This window comes from Anabaena sp. UHCC 0187, assembly GCF_009712035.1.
In the GTDB taxonomy this organism is placed as follows: domain Bacteria; phylum Cyanobacteriota; class Cyanobacteriia; order Cyanobacteriales; family Nostocaceae; genus Dolichospermum.
In genome coordinates this window covers 1-16,076 of the sequence record NZ_VILB01000035.1, presented here as the reverse complement: position 1 = coordinate 16,076, position 16,076 = coordinate 1, and the positions used below count along the sequence as shown (strand labels likewise).

The following is a 16,076-nucleotide window of genomic DNA, read 5'->3' as shown; positions in this document are numbered from 1 at the left end:
TGGTCTGGTCAGTACGGCTTGCTTGATTACTCTTGCAAGCCCAGTTGGGTTACTGACATCACTTCAACGTCTACGGATAATATGAGGAGCCGCAAAGATAGTATATCCTGTCTCTGCAAATTCGCCATAATTATCGCTAAAGTCATAGACTCCAGACCACACCGCCATCATTGTATCCGTTAACTTTAACATCTGCTCAAAACTGTCAATTCCCCATCCCGGAGAGTTGTTGAGTGCAGGAGAATTTTGCCAATTTACAGGTATACCTACTGTACTGTTATATGCGCCTGATAATGCTCCAGCAATGGCACCTGTAACACCTTGATTTTGATTAGCTCGTAATACAGTGAGGGAAAAGTCTTCTAAGGTACTCAGAAAGCAGTAAAAAGCTAAACCAATATTGCTAGTTAATTTTTCCGATAGTTTGTATGGTGTAGCCATACTACTCAATTCCCTGACTGCTGTTTCTAGTCCCGCCCCTTTTTTTAATAAATCATTGACTTTTATTAATTGTTGTGATGTAGAAGTTGATGTTTTATCTAAAAAACTAACTATTTCTAAAATCAGGGTGCGGGGATCAAGTTTTTCATTGAGGGATTGAGCGATCGCATATCCTAGGATTAAACTAGCATCTGTTATAGCTGGCTCATATTGCCAGTTGCATATTTTTAGCAGTTCTAAAATATTTTCTCGCATTTTTACAGGATTTTCATGAAAAAAGATCACCACTGGTAATGTAGCGAGAATGATTTGTCCCCAGGAGTTAATATTTGTTTCTAATTCAATACCTGCTTGTTGTTGACGTTTTAACCAGTCATCTACATCTAACTTACCCAAACTGATTAAACTTTCCGTACCCAAAACAGCAATTTTACCCAAATTACAAATCTTCGGGTTAGATAAACTCTCTCCTAAGAAAGCTCCTAAAAAAGCACCCCTAACCCGATTGAGGAGAGAATAACGCATAATTTAAATTGGTAATTGGTAATTGGTAATTGGTAATTGGTAATTGGTAATTGAAATAACTCTTTCTTGCCTCTTGCCTCTTGCCTTTTGCCTCTTACCTCTTACTGCCTTAAAGAGTACACCAGTGCTTGCAAGCCTAACAAATAACTTTGAGCGCCAAAGCCACTAATTTGGCCAATTACCACTGGTGCGATATAAGAATGATGGCGGAAATCTTCCCGACGATAAATATTACTTAGATGTACTTCGACAGTAGGTAAATTAACAGCAGCGATCGCATCTCGCAAAGCTACACTAGTATGAGTGTAAGCCCCAGCATTAATAACAATCCCCTGATGTTTTCCTAATGCCCCGTGAATAGCATCTACTAAAACCCCTTCATGATTTGACTGCACGGGTAATATTTCTACTTGTAGTTCCATAGCTTTGGACTCTAACAAGCGATTAATCTCTGCCAAAGTTAAAGAACCATAAATTCCAGGTTCTCTGAGTCCTAGCAAATTTAGATTTGGCCCGTGCAATACAAGAATACTTAAAGCTGGCAAATTCAACCCTCACACCTTCAGGATTTTAGCGACGGCGCATAGAACGTTCATGTACAGGAATCGGAATCAGTTCCGGTTCCGGTTCACCCTCCGGACCTAGCAGGCTATCAATTAACTTCCGGGCTAATTCTTTCAGCTTTTCCAGTACCTTTTCTATATAATCCATTAAACTGACCGCTCCTGAGATACTACCTCAATTTTATTTAACAGGGTCGCAGAAACTGGCGTATTATCGCACCTTTAGCCTATAACAAGGTTGACACATCTCCATCGGTATGGTATTGACTACTAGGAAATTTTAATTCTGTGTTCTGCCTTACTTATTAGATTATCACATCCTTAATTAGTAATGGGTAATTAGTGATAAGGAATAGAAGTTTGGGAGTCAGTGGTCAGTTATCAGGAGGAAGAAAACAGAAAAAATTTCCCCTGCTCCCTGCTCCCTAACTCTAACTGGCTGCGTCTTTCTTTTTTCCTCTAGTAGCTGTGGATTTAGTAGTAGTTGTTGACTTAGTAGTTGATTTAGTGGTTTTGCGCGGAGATTTTGTAGATGCTTTGGCTGAAAGTAATTCAATAGCGGTAGATAACGTAATATTTTCTACTGATTCACCTTCAGGAATGCTGACATTAGTTTTCCCGTGTTTAATGTAAGGCCCATAGGGTCCATCATAGATATTGATTGGTGAATCATCTTCTGGATGTGTACCCAACTCCCGTAAAGCTTCTTTAGACTTACTCTTGCTGGCCGCACGTCCTTTTTTGGGTTCTGCCAATAATTCTAAAGCACGATTCAAGGAAATTGTCAAGACATTATCCGTGGATTTTAGAGAACGGTAATCTTTCCCCTCTTTCCCTTGATCATGAACAACATAGGGGCCAAATCTTCCTAAACTAGCTTGAACTTTGCCACCAGTTTCTGGATGAGTTCCCAAGGCACGGGGGAGGGATAATAGACCCACAGCCATATCTAAAGTGACCGTTTCCGATGTCACACCTTTGAGCAAAGAAGCTTGTTTGGGTTTAGGATTTTCCTCAGTTTTATCGCCTAACTGAACGTAGGGACCATAAGTACCAAGTTTGATATAAATTGGTTCTCCAGTTTCGGGGTGACGACCAAGTTGGTCAGGTCCGGAAATTTTTTGTTTGAGCAGGATTTCCACCTGTTTGGGGTTCAGGTCAGCCGGAGTCAGGTTTTTAGGGATAGAAGCGGTAATTACTTCCTCACCATTGGTAACTTCGATGTAAGGCCCATATTTACCAATGCGGACTTTAGCATCTAAATTTTCTAATTCTACAGTTCTAGCTTTACTAGCATCAATTTCGGTTTCCCGTTCCCGCACTAAAGTTTCTAAACCTTGTTCACCAAGATAAAATTTCTTTAAGTATGGTAGCCATTGCGCTTCACCTGTGGAAATTTCATCCAAGGTTTGCTCCATTTTAGAAGTAAAACTAGGGTCAACAATATCTGGAAAATGTTTTTCCAGTAAATCAGTCACAGCGAAAGCGGTGAAAGTGGGAATTAGGGCATTATTTACCAATTGGGCATAATCTTTATCAATGATTGTGCCAATAATGCTGGCGTAGGTACTAGGACGACCAATACCTTCACTTTCTAAGGTTTTCACCAAAGTTGCTTCAGTGTAACGGGCGGGAGGTTGGGTTTCGTGTCCCACTGCTTCCAGTTCATTACATTTAGGATGATCACCAACTTTAAGAGCAGGTAGAATTACTTCTTGATCTTCTAAAGCGGCTTCAGGATCATCAGAACCTTCGACATAGGCGCGGAGGTAGCCGGGAAAATCTATGCGCTTACCAGAGGAACGAAAACCAGCGTCTTCAACTTGAATTTGCACAGTAACTTGAGTTTGGCGAGAGTCAGCCATTTGACAGGCGACGGTACGCTTCCAAATCAAATCATAGACAGCAAATTCTCGTCCACCTAAGCCGGTGTCTTGGGGGGTGCGGAAACTGCTACCAGCGGGACGAATGGCTTCGTGAGCTTCTTGTGCGCCTTTAGACTTGGTGGTGTATTGCCGAGGCTGGGGACTAAGATATTGTTTCCCGTATTTTTGTTCTACACAAGCACGGGCGGCGGTAATCGCTTGGTCAGATAGATGCACCGAATCTGTTCGCATATAGGTAATATACCCTTGCTCATACAAATTCTGTGCCACCCGCATCGTATCCCGTGCCGATAAGCGCAATTTGCGGTTAGATTCTTGTTGCAGTGTGGAAGTTGTGAACGGTGGCGCTGGTTTGCGGGTGACGGGACGTTCTTCCATGTCCGCCACTGTCCAAGGTTTCCCTTCTAGGCGGGCTTTTAGGGCTTCTGCTTGTTCTTCGTTGAGTAAGACGACATTGCGCCCAGCAGTAATTCTGCCTGTTGTCGAGTCAAAATCACTGCCTGTAGCAACTTTCGTGCCGCCAAGAGTTACCAGAACTGCGCTAAATGGACTTTTTTCCTGTTCTAAACTGGCTTTTAAATCCCAGTATGCACCTTCATGGAAAGCCCGACGTTGACGTTCTCTAGTAACTAATAATCGCACTGCTACAGATTGCACTCGTCCAGCGGATAACCCCCAGGCAATTTTTTTCCACAGCAGTGGCGATAGGGTATATCCTACTAATCTATCTAAAATTCGCCGGGTTTCTTGGGCGCGAACTACCTGCTCATCAATGTTACGGCAGTCTTTCAAAGCTTTTTGAATGGCTTCTTTGGTAATTTCGTGAAATACCATGCGCTTTGTCGGGACTTTGGGTTTGAGCAATTGGTATAAATGCCAACTAATGCTTTCCCCTTCTCGGTCTTCGTCTGTAGCTAAAATCAGTTCAGTTGCGCCTTTGAGGGCTTCTTTAAGCTGAGTGACAATTTTCTTTTTGTCTTTGGGAACGACATAAATCGGTTCAAAGTCGGCTTCTACATTGACCCCAAGCTGCGCCCATTTTTCTCCTTTGACGGCTGCGGGAATTTCACTAGCCGACTGGGGTAGGTCACGGACATGACCCATTGAGGCTTCTACCAGATAGTCTTTTGGTAGGTAGTTGCGAATGGTGCGCGCTTTTGTGGGAGATTCGACGATAACGAGAATTGACATGGAAATTTAAAAAGAATAATAGCTATGCAGCTAAATAGTTAAGTTGAGTTAATTTTTGCGAAATGTCAAGATGAAATATCACGCCTAAGCAGTGATTTTATACTTACACAAACTGCCTAACAGGGGGGAAATTCCTCAATTTTTAGGTACAGTGATTCTTTTGAGAACGGGAAAAGCAACCTTTGAGGGTTAATAGTCCCTTATTTCCATCTTTAACTGATCTAGTACATAGTTGGCGACGATAGTTTGTAAAATATTCCTGGAATTTAATGGTACAAGACTCACAGTTGTTAAGGGTTGGGGAAATAAATAATTTTAAATTAGCTTAATTTTCCCAATTTGCCATTTTTTTATAGTTGTTACGTTAAAACTAACTTATACATGAAGAAGTGATAAAGTTATATAAATTACAACTGCAAACTTGATTATGAGCGTCTTAATACCTGATGATATTCTTACTTACTTTCAGGAATAATCTGAATTAGCCCCGTCTGAAAGGCTTTATCATAAGTAATCAGAGGTAATATTTCCAACTCAGCTTGAGCCATAATCATCCGATCAAAGGGATCTCTATGGGTAATTGGTAGATTTCCTGCTCTGAGTGCATGGGCTGAAGTAATAGTAAGTTCGATAAATCTTGCTTGATCTAATATCTGTGAATATTGCTCCACAATTTCTTTTGCTTCCGGTAGTTTTCCGATGCGGTATTTAGTTGCAATTTCCCAAGCAGAAACACTACTAACAAAAATACGGTGATCTGGATTACTAATAATTTTTCGACAGGTGTTGTCAAGTTTTGGGTCATCAAAAAGCCACCATAATAGTATATGAGTATCAATTAGGTAGCTTATTCCCATTGCTGGAGTTCCTCTTCCGGTAGTGGTTCAAAAAAAGCTTCGCTAAGTTTTCCTTTTAATAACCCAGGGGTTCGGGGTTGTCTACGTTCTTGATTTAAACCTAGTCGAAAGTAGTGAATGATATTGTATAGTTGGGCTAATTTCTCTTCGGGTATATCTTGCAGTTCTTCAACTATCTTCTGGATCAGCATAGGTCAAACTTTTTGGTAGTGGGTAGGTAGTTCATAGAGTTTTGGCTTCATTTATTATGGCTCATGTTTGAAGTATAGTAGTTAGCGACGGAAATAAGCGATCGCTTATTTCCTTTTTCTTGGTTGTCAAACATAGCGATCGCAATACCGCAAAGCCTTTAGGATTGCTTTGGTAATTATTATGCTACTGTTACTATTTTAAAAAAAATTTAGTGCGATCGCTTGCCCATCCTTCGTCCCATAATATTGCTACTCGACAGAAGTTAAATATATTGCTAAAATGCAATATATGAAGGCCACTCTAATCGCCAAAGCAAAAGAAGTTAATGACGACGGATCAATCGTCGAGGTGGTTATATGGGAATTACCAGAGCCAACACCACCAAGCACACATAAATACAAATACAGATTATTTTACGGGCAGAATGGAAAATGTAGAATTAGATATGACAACGAACGCGGAAAAGGAGATCATAAACATATAAACTCACATGAAATAGATTACAAATTCACAAGCATTGATAAATTGCTTGACGATTTTGAAAGAGACATTGAAACCTGGAGTGAATCATGAAAGCAATTATTGAAGTAGCCAAGCGTGGTTCTGCAATCCGAGCCGCTCGTCAACAAATTAAAGACTCCGAAATTGGAAAGCCAGTAAATTTTAGACTTTCCTTTGAATCTGCAAAATCACTTTTTAGCGAACTAACGCCTGCTCGACTTGATTTGCTTGATACTTTAAGCAAAACAGGGCCATGCAGTATTTACGCGCTGGCAAAAACAGCCGAAAGAAACTATTCAAACGTACACACAGACGTAAATAGACTGGAAGAACTCGGATTAATTGAACGGACAGAAGAAGACAAAATATCTGTACCGTTTGAAGCCATTGAAATATTCATGCCACTAGCGAAAGCAGCGTGAGAATTTGAAAAAACGGTATTAACTCTTTCAAGAAAATCGCCCCACGCTGAACAGTTCAGTTATATACTCGACCGTTTATTTTGAGTTATTGCCGTACATTTGCGGATAGTTAAAATCAAATATATAAATTTCCAACTGTTAAAGATAGAAAGATCAATGCAATTTTAGTCAAGAAGTATGGATAGAATAAACTTGTGTTATCTCTAATGTTTAATCGCTAAAACCTATATATCTCATGGATTTTGCTAATTTTGCATCCCAGTTAAATGCTGGAACGATTTTACCAGAGGGAATCGTCATGATCACCCTCTTGGGGGTTTTGATTGTTGATTTGATTTTGGGACGGACATCTGCTCGCTGGATTGCATATCTAGCGATCGCTGGTTTAACAGCCGCGATTATCGCTCTATACTTCCAATGGGATACAACTAACCCCATTGCCTTTACTGGTAGTTTTAATGGCGATGATCTGAGTATTGTCTTTCGGGGGATTATCGCCCTGTCAGCAATGTCAACAATATTAATGTCAATTCGCTACGTCGAACAAAGTGGCACGCCTTTAGCCGAATTTATCGCCATTTTGATGACGGCGACTTTGGGAGGAATGTTTTTATCCGGTGCTAATGAGTTGGTGATGATTTTCATCTCCCTAGAAGCCCTGAGTATTTCCTCTTATTTGTTGACAGGTTATACAAAACGTGACCCCCGTTCCAATGAAGCAGCGTTGAAATACCTGTTAATTGGTGCTTCCAGTACAGCGGTATTTTTGTATGGTGTCTCCCTGCTGTATGGTTTATCCGGTGGACAAACAGAACTAAGTGCGATCGCTAATGGTATCGCCACAGCAAATGTTGGTCAATCTCTAGGTTTAGTAATTGCCCTAGTTTTCGTAATTGCGGGTATTGGTTTCAAGATTTCCGCCGCCCCCTTCCACCAATGGGCCCCGGACGTTTATGAAGGCGCACCAACTCCAGTAATTGCCTTTTTATCCGTTGGTTCTAAAGCCGCAGGATTTGCCCTGGCTATCCGCCTCTTAACCACCGTTTTCCCTATCGTGGCAGATGAGTGGAGATTTGTTTTCACCGCCCTTGCAGTCCTGAGTATGATTTTGGGTAACGTTGTTGCCCTAGCTCAAACAAGCATGAAACGGATGTTAGCTTATTCATCTATTGCCCAAGCTGGCTTTGTGATGATTGGCTTAATTGCGGGAACTGATGCTGGCTATTCCAGTATGATTTTCTATCTACTGGTATACCTGTTTATGAACCTCTGCGGCTTTACCTGTGTGGTATTGTTCTCTCTGCGAACAGGAACAGACCAAATTTCTGAATACTCTGGCTTGTATCAAAAAGACCCTCTCCTGACATTAGGCTTGAGCATTTCCCTATTATCCTTGGGTGGTATTCCCCCACTAGCTGGATTTTTCGGGAAAATTTACCTATTTTGGGCAGGTTGGCAAGCTGGTCTTTACTGGTTAGTTTTACTTGGTTTAGTTACCAGTGTGGTTTCCATCTATTACTACATTCGTGTAGTGAAGATGATGGTAGTTAAAGAACCACAAGAAATGTCCGACGTAGTTAAGAATTATCCCCAAGTTCGTTGGGATTTACCAGGACTTAGACCTTTACAAGTGGGTTTGATAGTAACTTTAATAGCTACTACTATCTCTGGAATTTTATCTAATCCCTTGTTTACTTTGGCTAACAATTCCGTTACTAACACTCCGATGTTACAAGCAGCAAAAGTTGCCAGTACACAAGTGAGTGTGATTACAAATCAACAGCCACAGGAATTTTAGTTTATTCCTAACTAATGGGTAATGGGTGATTGGTAATGGGTAATTGGTAATTGGTAAAAGGGAATAGGCAATAAATATTCCCCCTTCCCAGTCCCCAATCCCCAGTCCCCAGTCCCCAGTCCCCAGTCCCCAATTACCCATTTTTGTTATTAATTGGTAAAGTAATCACAAATTCCGAACCTTTTCCTACTACAGAATTTACTTCGATATTACCTCCATGTTTGACGATAATTATTTCTTTGACAATTGATAAACCTAAACCTGTACCTTGTCCTACAGCTTTGGTAGTAAATAAATGCTCAAATATTTTTTCTTGAGTTGTCGGTGACATCCCGACTCCATTATCTTTAATTTCAATAATTACAGAATTACCATCTTCACTGAGATTAGTTTGAATATCTATTTTGTTAGGATTTGCTAAAATATTTTCTAATGTCCGTCCATAATTAGATTCGTCAATAGCATCAATGGAATTAGCTAATATATTCATAAATACTTGGTTTAATGGCCCACTAAAGCATTGTATTAGCGGTAATTTAGCATAGTTTTTAATTACTTGAATATCGGGACGATTAGCAGTAGATTTTAAACGGTGTTTGAGAATAATTAAGGTACTATTAATACAATCATGAATATTGCAAAGAACTTGGCGATCTTTATCTCCCCTAGAAAATGTTCTTAAACTGGTAGTAATATCCCGAATTCTGAGTACACCTTCCTGCATAGAAGCAATCAAACTAGGTAAATCATCACGGATAAAATCTAGATCAATATCTGATATTTCTGCTTGTAATTCGGGAATAGGCTGGGGATAGTAACTTTGATAAAGATCAATAATATGAAGCAAATCCTGTATATGTTCTATAGCAGGTTGCAAATTTCCCGCAATAAATCCTAAAGGATTATTAATTTCATGGGCTACTCCAGCCACTAAATTCCCCAAAGCAGACATTTTTTCTTTCTGGACAAGTTGGGCTTGAGATGCTTGTAATTCTGCTAATGCTTTAGTAAGTTCCGATGTCTTTGCAGCAACTCTAAACTCCAATGTTTTTGTTAAATTTCGTAATTGTAAATGGGTTTTAAGCCGGGCTAATACTTCCGTCGCCTGAAAAGGCTTAATAATGTAATCTACTGCACCTAATTCAAAACCCTTAACCTTGCTATCTGTATCGGCCATACCAGTCATAAAAATTACTGGAATATCGCTAGTGGTGGGGTTACTCTTCAATCTTTTACAAATTTCAAACCCATCTATCCCTGGCATCACCAAATCTAATAAAATTAAATCAGGTGGTTTACATTCAACCTGTTGTAAAGCACTTTCTCCGTCACTAGCTATAGAAACATCAAATCCTGAATACTTTAGTAAATCAGAAATAATTAGCAAATTGGTGTAGCTGTCATCCACTACTAAAATTAAACTATTTTCTTGTATAGTAGTCATGCTTCTTATTAAGAGTCATACAGTAGTAAAACTCAAACTAACTAATCGGACAAATGACAAAAAAATCCTGCCGTTTTTTAGCTAAGTAAAACCTAGCATTGCTCAATCTATATTCTATCAGACTGAGGATTTTAGACGGCAAGAATAATTATTAAAAACAAAACTACTTAATTTTCTGTTTAATAAAAGTCACAATTTGATTAAGCTGTTTTTTCAAGCTATCAATTTCTACTTGCATCTTGACAACTTTATCATTTAGTAAATTTATTTCAGCGGATGAATCTACTGTATTAACAGCAGTTATAACTGGGGTAGCTTGTTGGTTTGCAGGAGTAACTGGGGGTGTGATTAAGTCTGGGCGCGGAATTTTGGACTTAACCATTGCTGACTTAATAGCCCCAATCAGTTGCTTTTGATCAAAAGGTTTGCCCAAAAATTCAAAATATTCAAATGGTTCTATGAGTTTTTCTGTTACCTCTTCCTTACGGCCTGACATGATCACCAAAGGAATTTTCCGCAACTCTGGTTGTGCCTGAATGTTTTGAAAAACTTCCCAACCACTCATTTTCGGCAACAGAAAATCTAGCATGATCAAGCTAACCTTTTCCTTGAGGATCAGATTGTATCCTTCCAACCCATCCTTTGCTTCGATTACCTCAAAATTACCCGGAGGTAACATTTCTCGTACTTTTACTCTGACAACGGTAGTGTCGTCAATAACTAAAATTTTGTTACTTGCCACAACTGATTACTCTACTAAAAATTTTATGTTTAGATGGCTGATTGCCGATTGCTCTTAAGAATTCTCTCACTATATCCAAAATTTATGTAGATTGGGAAAGAGGATTTTCTGGTGGAAATTTCAAAAACACAAGTGTTGTAGGAAACTTCTACTGACGTTCTCATCAATTTGTATCATAGTTGTGTAGACTACACATCACTAACATCCTGTGCTGTTAAAAACTTCTTCACCCAAGTTGCCGATTAGGGGTATGGTTTCCGCCACACTACGCCAATGTAATTCATAATTACTCCTTCTTGACTTTTACCTCTTACCTAACTAACAAATCACTATATGAATTCTCCACAACAAGTTGATATGAAGTCAGAAATTATGACTATGCCTAGCTGGTTGCGTCGCCCCATTGGCAAAGCTAGTGAAATCTCTACTGTCCAACGTATCATTAAGCAGCGACAAATTCACACAATTTGTGAAGAAGGGCGTTGTCCGAATCGGGGTGAATGCTACGCCCAAAAAACGGCGACTTTTTTATTAATGGGGCCAACTTGTACCCGCGCCTGTGCTTTTTGTCAAGTAGATAAAGGTCATGCCCCCATGGCTTTAGATGAGGAAGAACCGCAAAAGGTAGCTGAATCAGTACAGCTTTTAGGATTGCGGTATGTGGTGTTAACTTCTGTAGCCCGTGATGACTTGGCTGATGGGGGCGCAAGCCATTTTGTGAGAACAATGGAGACTATCCGCCACATCAACCCCGAAACTCAACTTGAGGTACTGACATCAGATTTTTGGGGTAGTGGGGGTGTAGCCAGCCAACGTCATAGCCTAGAGATGATTGCCAAGGCTCAACCAGCTTGTTTTAACCATAATGTCGAAACAGTCCGCAGGTTAACCCCAACCGTGCGCCGAGGGGCAAAATATGACCGCTCTTTGGCTGTATTAGCGACAGTTAAAGAATTTAATTCCATGATTCCTACAAAGTCAGGTGTGATGGTGGGACATGGAGAAACAATAGAGGAATTGATTGAGACAATGGCGGATTTACGATCTGTGAAATGCGATCGCCTCACTATTGGCCAATATATGCGCCCTTCTTTAGATCATCTACCCGTTAAAAAATATTGGACACCAGCCGAATTTACAGAACTCGGTAATATAGCCAAAGACATGGGATTTAATCACGTCCGTTCCGGTCCCCTGGTTCGCAGTTCCTACCACGCCGGGGAGGAATGAGGGGTGTAGGGGTTGTAGGGGGCAGGGAGTAGGGAGCAGGGAGCAGGGAGCAGGGGGAAGAAGAAAATTGTCCACTGACAACGGACAACGGACAACTGACCAACCTTACAAAAACATTTTTAAAGAATTTGCAAAATTGGCGCATGAGTTTGGTATTTCTTAAAAAGTCACTAAATTAGGAGAACCGCTTATGACTGCTAAAGGCAAACCTGCTGCTAAACCTTCCTACGTTTTCCGTACTGGTTGGGCATTGCTACTTTTGGCTGTGAACTTTTTGGTAGCAGCTTACTACTTCCACATCATTGAATAGTTAGAAGTAGACTGGTGCTGCTCAAATCGTGCCTTTGAATAAACCCTTGGGGCGAATGAGCAGCACCAAAATCATGATCAATAGGGCGACACCTTGTTTATACTGTGAACCTAGCCAAGGAGTGCTAACTTCCTGGGCAATACCAATAATAAAGGCTGCGGCGATCGCTCCGTAAGGATTCCCGATACCTCCCAAAATTACCGAAGCAAATAAGGGTAAAATCAGAAACCAGCCCATATTTGGGCGCACAGCCGTAATTAGCCCGTACATACTGCCACCTAAAGATGTGAATGTCCCAGCAATTACCCAAGTCCATAGAATTACTCGATCAACATTAATACCAGAGACTCTAGCTAAATCTAAATCATCAGCCACTGCCCGCATTGCTTTACCAATTTTGGTATTTTGCAGCAAGTAGTGAAGGGATAAAATGGCTAAAATAGCTAATCCCAGTACCAATAATTGATTTTGCGGTACTCTTAATGTCCCAAATTCTAAAGCCGGAATCACAGGCAAATTATAATTTTGGTTTTTACCTCCCCAGAGAAAAATAATCCCATTGCGAAGGAATAAAGCCAGACCAATAGAGATAATGATCAGAGTTGTCGAACTAGCACGGATAGACCGCATTTTCGACCACAGCAATTTTTCCGCTAGTAACATTCCCCCGACTGTTCCCAAGGCAGCGACAATCATTGACAGCCAAATATTTAGACCCATACCATTGACCATGAGGGTCAAATAAGCTCCCAATGTCAGAAAATCACCGTGGGCAAAATTAGATAACCGTAAAATCCCATAGGTTAAGGTCAGTCCGACCGCTGCTAGGGCAATAATGCTACCAACGGCAATACCATTGATGATTAATTGAGCAAATTGTTGTACAAGTTGTATATCCATAATTATGAAGTTACTGTGAAGTTATGAAGTTGCTGTTAAGAAAATGGGTAGTAAGTGATTTTATTCAATGATTTTTGGGATCTTCGTCACATTCATCACTACCAATTATGAGTTATATATAAAAGGCATTCGTAAGTTAATATACATAAATACTGTTTACATTTTTATGTGTGGGCAGAACATTTTTTTGAGCGGTCTAGTTGACCATGCAGCAATCTTCAAGCTTACCAGAACGAAACTCACAAATAGACAGCAAGCCACTTTTGTCAACAATTGAACATTTGCGGTATCAGTTGTGGCTAGAAACCACCCTGAATAAGTTGCAGATTCGCCTCAAAGATTATCTAATTTCTGTGGCTACTACGAACTCATCAGGAATGGCTACAGAAGCGGAAATTTTGCAAATCGTTGTCAATGAACTTCATAAAGGTTTAAGTGATAGTCTCATTGGGTTTACCCAGTGTATCGTAGGCATTGCCCTATTTGAACCACAGCAAACAGTTGGTCAAATCTCCTATATTGCCCATTCACCATCATTGACTCCCAATTTAGAGGTAATACCTCAAACTGGGAAAAAGCTAACTCTGAGAGTCAATAAATCTATTAAACTTAAAGATTTAGAGCAAATGGAGACTCAAGAATACCAAAGTGCTTGGTATTTATTTGAGGATAGTAGGGGTGTAAAAGGATGGTTGATGATCAATACAAGCAGTTTTTCATTTGATTGCAGGTTATTCAAGGATGCCTTTGCTCCTCTAAAATTGCAATTGATTACAAAAACTGTCGAAAATTGTCGTGCAGCTTTAGTACAACTTCGACAAATACAATCTTGGCAGCAACATTGTCAACAGTTAGCTAATTTTAATCAGGAACTAGAACGCACTAATCAACTTAAAAATCAGTTTTTGGCTAATACCAGTCACGAAATCCGCACACCCCTGAGTTCGATTATTGGTTTTACTCATCTGTTATTAGCGCAGGGTTATGAACCTGACAAAGCCCGTCATCAAGAGTATTTACATATTATCCAATCTAGCGGTAAGCATTTACTAGGGCTGATTAATGATATTTTGGATCTCTCAAAAATTGAAGCTAATCAGCTAGAAGTACAATGGGAAATTGTCGATGTTTCTACCTTGTGCCGGAATGTTTTAGCTTTAGTGAAAGAGAAAGCAGCGCATAAAGGTTTAACACTGCGTTTAGAAATGGAGGCAGATGTTAAAAATTTGATAGCTGATCCTTTGCGACTTAAGCAAATGCTGTTGAATTTACTCTTCAATGCAGTTAAGTTTACCACAAAAGGCACTGTTGGGTTGCTGATTGCTAATCAAGACGGATTTTTGCGGTTTACAGTTTGGGATACTGGTACAGGTATCTCTGACGAAGATCAATCTCGACTATTTCGACCCTATAGTCAAGTAGTTAACCCCGCAGCAGGTCGTAATGAAGGCACAGGTTTAGGCTTAGTAGTGACTCAAAAATTGGCAGAAATTCATGGTGGTTGTTTGGAGTTAGAATCTGTAGTTAATCAAGGTTCTCGTTTTAGTATTTTATTGCCAATCAAGCCCACAGGAAAAGTTTTAGCAGCAATAGAAACAACAGCAGAATATGATTTAGAGATAGTAAGTCATCCTTGCGCTAATGACACTATGACTTCCCCACCAGTAATTTTGCTGGTAGAAGATGATTTACCCAATGGGGAATTAATGGGAATTTATTTGAAAAGATTAGGATATCAAGTAAATTGGGTGAAAAATGGCGCGGAAATGTTGACTAATCTCCAAGAAATCGAACCAGCAGTGATTTTAATGGATGTGAGTCTACCTGATGCCAATGGTTTAAATTTAGTGCAGCAATTACGAGAAAACCCCAAATATAAACATATACCGATTATTGCTCAAACAGCAATGGCAATGAAAGGAGATAGAGAAACTTGTCTAGCTGCTGGTGTCAATGAGTATATTTCCAAACCGATTGATTTACAACTTTTAGCCAGTCTGATAGCTAAATATAGTCAAATTATTTGTCAGAATCAGGATTTATAGGATTTAGGGATTTACAAGATAATTTTTTAGATTATTTGTCTCTGATTTGTTAATTTAATTAGTTAATTCTAAATATCCTGAAAATCCTTTAATCTTGGGCATCCTGATTAAGACAATATTTGTTGTATGGGAACGAGGATGACTAAAATAGAAGTGGTTAGGCGTTATGGGGTTTTAGTCGGATGAGTTGGACAGAAAAACTAGAGCAGTTAAAAGAGTTATTTACAGAAATGGAGCAGGCTTTAATAGCCTATTCTGGGGGAGTTGATAGTACACTAGTAGCTAAGATTGCTTATGATGTGTTAGGTGATCGCGCTTTGGCTGTAACTGCGGTTTCTCCTTCTCTATTACCAGAAGAATTAGAAGACGCGAAAATTCAAGCCGCAACTATCGGAATATCTCATAAAATTGTCCAAACACAGGAAATGGACAATCCCAATTACACATCTAACCCAGTCAATCGTTGTTATTTTTGCAAAAGCGAATTACACGATACTCTTAAACCCTTGGCTTTAGAGTTGGGTTATCCCTATGTGGTGGATGGTGTAAATGCAGACGATTTACATGATTATCGTCCCGGAATTCAAGCTGCAAAAGAAAGAGGTGCGCGATCTCCTTTAGCAGAAATCGGTGTTACCAAAGCCGAAGTTCGGCAAATTTCCCAACAACTCGGTTTACCTTGGTGGGATAAACCTGCTCAACCCTGTTTAAGTTCGCGCTTTCCCTACGGTGAAGAAATTACCATAGCCAAATTACAACGAGTAGGAAGAGCAGAAATTTATTTACGAAACCTGGGTTGGCAAAATTTACGAGTTCGTTGCGAAGGTGATACAGCCAGAATTGAATTATCACCAGATAAAATTAAAGATTTTGTGATGACGACAGATTTACCAACTCTAGTAGCTGCATTTCAAACTTGGGGATTTATCTATGTCACCTTAGATTTAGAAGGTTATCGTAGTGGTAAATTAAATCAGGTTTTACCTGAAGTCGCTTTGAGGAAATAACAAACCAAAAACAAAACCCCCT

At 39.8% G+C, this 16,076-nt stretch carries 15 protein-coding genes; 7 read left to right on the top strand and 8 right to left on the bottom strand.

Annotated features, from left to right (window positions below; all coding sequences use genetic code 11):
* Nucleotides 1-63: 63 nt before the first annotated feature.
* The 5 genes from FJR11_RS22405 to FJR11_RS22380 all read right to left on the bottom strand — a co-directional run bounded on the left by FJR11_RS22405 (nt 64) and on the right by FJR11_RS22380 (nt 5,654).
* Complete coding sequence (locus tag FJR11_RS22405) at nt 64-966, bottom strand: ADP-ribosylglycohydrolase family protein (RefSeq protein WP_168507745.1); 903 nt, start codon at nt 964-966, stop codon at nt 64-66.
* A 101-nt stretch (nt 967-1,067) separates the two neighbouring features.
* Nucleotides 1,068-1,511: a type II 3-dehydroquinate dehydratase gene (aroQ, locus tag FJR11_RS22400; RefSeq protein WP_168507743.1), complete on the bottom strand. Its 444-nt coding sequence runs from the start codon at nt 1,509-1,511 to the stop codon at nt 1,068-1,070.
* 449 nt (nt 1,512-1,960) lie between these two features.
* Nucleotides 1,961-4,606, bottom strand: coding sequence for a type I DNA topoisomerase (gene topA / locus FJR11_RS22390; RefSeq protein WP_168507740.1), 2,646 nt, complete (start codon nt 4,604-4,606; stop codon nt 1,961-1,963).
* A 455-nt stretch (nt 4,607-5,061) separates the two neighbouring features.
* Complete coding sequence (locus FJR11_RS22385; RefSeq protein WP_168507738.1) at nt 5,062-5,463, bottom strand: type II toxin-antitoxin system VapC family toxin; 402 nt, start codon at nt 5,461-5,463, stop codon at nt 5,062-5,064.
* Entirely contained in the window at nt 5,454-5,654 is a 201-nt protein-coding gene (locus FJR11_RS22380) for a hypothetical protein (RefSeq protein WP_168507736.1), read from the bottom strand. The genes FJR11_RS22385 and FJR11_RS22380 overlap by 10 nt, the downstream gene beginning before the upstream one ends.
* 280 nt (nt 5,655-5,934) lie before the next feature.
* Between FJR11_RS22380 and FJR11_RS23685 the strand changes: the two genes are divergently transcribed.
* The 3 genes from FJR11_RS23685 to FJR11_RS22365 all read left to right on the top strand — a co-directional run bounded on the left by FJR11_RS23685 (nt 5,935) and on the right by FJR11_RS22365 (nt 8,376).
* Nucleotides 5,935-6,228, top strand: coding sequence for a DUF6516 family protein (locus FJR11_RS23685; protein WP_168507734.1), 294 nt, complete (start codon nt 5,935-5,937; stop codon nt 6,226-6,228).
* On the top strand, nt 6,225-6,578 hold the full coding sequence (locus FJR11_RS22370; protein ID WP_168507732.1) for a MarR family transcriptional regulator: 354 nt from the start codon (nt 6,225-6,227) through the stop codon (nt 6,576-6,578). The genes FJR11_RS23685 and FJR11_RS22370 overlap by 4 nt, the downstream gene beginning before the upstream one ends.
* Before the next feature lie 235 nt (nt 6,579-6,813).
* Complete coding sequence (locus tag FJR11_RS22365; RefSeq protein ID WP_168507730.1) at nt 6,814-8,376, top strand: NAD(P)H-quinone oxidoreductase subunit N; 1,563 nt, start codon at nt 6,814-6,816, stop codon at nt 8,374-8,376.
* A gap of 133 nt (nt 8,377-8,509) precedes the next feature.
* Here FJR11_RS22365 and FJR11_RS22360 read toward each other — a convergent pair whose 3' ends face one another.
* Together FJR11_RS22360 and FJR11_RS22355 are read right to left on the bottom strand one after the other, a co-directional pair.
* Complete coding sequence (locus tag FJR11_RS22360) at nt 8,510-9,820, bottom strand: response regulator (protein ID WP_168507728.1); 1,311 nt, start codon at nt 9,818-9,820, stop codon at nt 8,510-8,512.
* A 163-nt stretch (nt 9,821-9,983) separates the two neighbouring features.
* Nucleotides 9,984-10,562 (bottom strand): response regulator, encoded by a 579-nt coding sequence (locus FJR11_RS22355; RefSeq protein WP_168507726.1) that lies wholly within the window; start codon nt 10,560-10,562, stop codon nt 9,984-9,986.
* Between the two features lie 333 nt (nt 10,563-10,895).
* On the opposite strand from FJR11_RS22355, the gene lipA reads away from it, so the two are divergent.
* Both lipA and psaX read left to right on the top strand, forming a co-directional pair.
* On the top strand, nt 10,896-11,792 hold the full coding sequence (lipA, locus tag FJR11_RS22350; RefSeq protein WP_168507724.1) for a lipoyl synthase: 897 nt from the start codon (nt 10,896-10,898) through the stop codon (nt 11,790-11,792).
* 190 nt (nt 11,793-11,982) lie between these two features.
* On the top strand, nt 11,983-12,102 hold the full coding sequence (gene psaX / locus FJR11_RS22345) for a photosystem I protein PsaX (protein WP_096663287.1): 120 nt from the start codon (nt 11,983-11,985) through the stop codon (nt 12,100-12,102).
* A gap of 21 nt (nt 12,103-12,123) precedes the next feature.
* Here the strand turns inward: psaX and FJR11_RS22340 are convergent, their stop codons facing one another.
* A complete protein-coding gene (locus FJR11_RS22340) occupies nt 12,124-13,002 on the bottom strand; it encodes a branched-chain amino acid ABC transporter permease (RefSeq protein WP_168507722.1) in 879 nt (292 codons plus the stop codon).
* Nucleotides 13,003-13,208: 206 nt separating this feature from the next.
* Here FJR11_RS22340 and hrmK point away from each other — a divergent pair, with 206 nt between their 5' ends.
* Together hrmK and larE are read left to right on the top strand one after the other, a co-directional pair.
* On the top strand, nt 13,209-15,047 hold the full coding sequence (gene hrmK / locus FJR11_RS22335; RefSeq protein ID WP_168507720.1) for a hybrid histidine kinase/response regulator HrmK: 1,839 nt from the start codon (nt 13,209-13,211) through the stop codon (nt 15,045-15,047).
* A gap of 182 nt (nt 15,048-15,229) precedes the next feature.
* Complete coding sequence (gene larE, locus FJR11_RS22330; RefSeq protein ID WP_168507718.1) at nt 15,230-16,054, top strand: ATP-dependent sacrificial sulfur transferase LarE; 825 nt, start codon at nt 15,230-15,232, stop codon at nt 16,052-16,054.
* Nucleotides 16,055-16,076: the final 22 nt, after the last annotated feature.

Bases quoted from the DNA above. Each gene is read 5' to 3' on its own strand.
- FJR11_RS22405 (WP_168507745.1), bottom strand. From the start codon at position 966: ATGCGTTATTCTCTCCTCAATCGGGTTAGGGGTGCTTTTTTAGGAGCT.
- topA (WP_168507740.1), bottom strand. From the start codon at position 4,606: ATGTCAATTCTCGTTATCGTCGAATCTCCCACAAAAGCGCGCACCATT.
- FJR11_RS22385 (WP_168507738.1), bottom strand. From the start codon at position 5,463: ATGGGAATAAGCTACCTAATTGATACTCATATACTATTATGGTGGCTT.
- FJR11_RS22380 (WP_168507736.1), bottom strand. From the start codon at position 5,654: ATGCTGATCCAGAAGATAGTTGAAGAACTGCAAGATATACCCGAAGAG.
- FJR11_RS23685 (WP_168507734.1), top strand. From the start codon at position 5,935: ATGCAATATATGAAGGCCACTCTAATCGCCAAAGCAAAAGAAGTTAAT.
- FJR11_RS22370 (WP_168507732.1), top strand. From the start codon at position 6,225: ATGAAAGCAATTATTGAAGTAGCCAAGCGTGGTTCTGCAATCCGAGCC.
- FJR11_RS22365 (WP_168507730.1), top strand. From the start codon at position 6,814: ATGGATTTTGCTAATTTTGCATCCCAGTTAAATGCTGGAACGATTTTA.
- FJR11_RS22360 (WP_168507728.1), bottom strand. From the start codon at position 9,820: ATGACTACTATACAAGAAAATAGTTTAATTTTAGTAGTGGATGACAGC.
- lipA (WP_168507724.1), top strand. From the start codon at position 10,896: ATGAATTCTCCACAACAAGTTGATATGAAGTCAGAAATTATGACTATG.
- psaX (WP_096663287.1), top strand. From the start codon at position 11,983: ATGACTGCTAAAGGCAAACCTGCTGCTAAACCTTCCTACGTTTTCCGT.
- FJR11_RS22340 (WP_168507722.1), bottom strand. From the start codon at position 13,002: ATGGATATACAACTTGTACAACAATTTGCTCAATTAATCATCAATGGT.
- hrmK (WP_168507720.1), top strand. From the start codon at position 13,209: ATGCAGCAATCTTCAAGCTTACCAGAACGAAACTCACAAATAGACAGC.
- larE (WP_168507718.1), top strand. From the start codon at position 15,230: ATGAGTTGGACAGAAAAACTAGAGCAGTTAAAAGAGTTATTTACAGAA.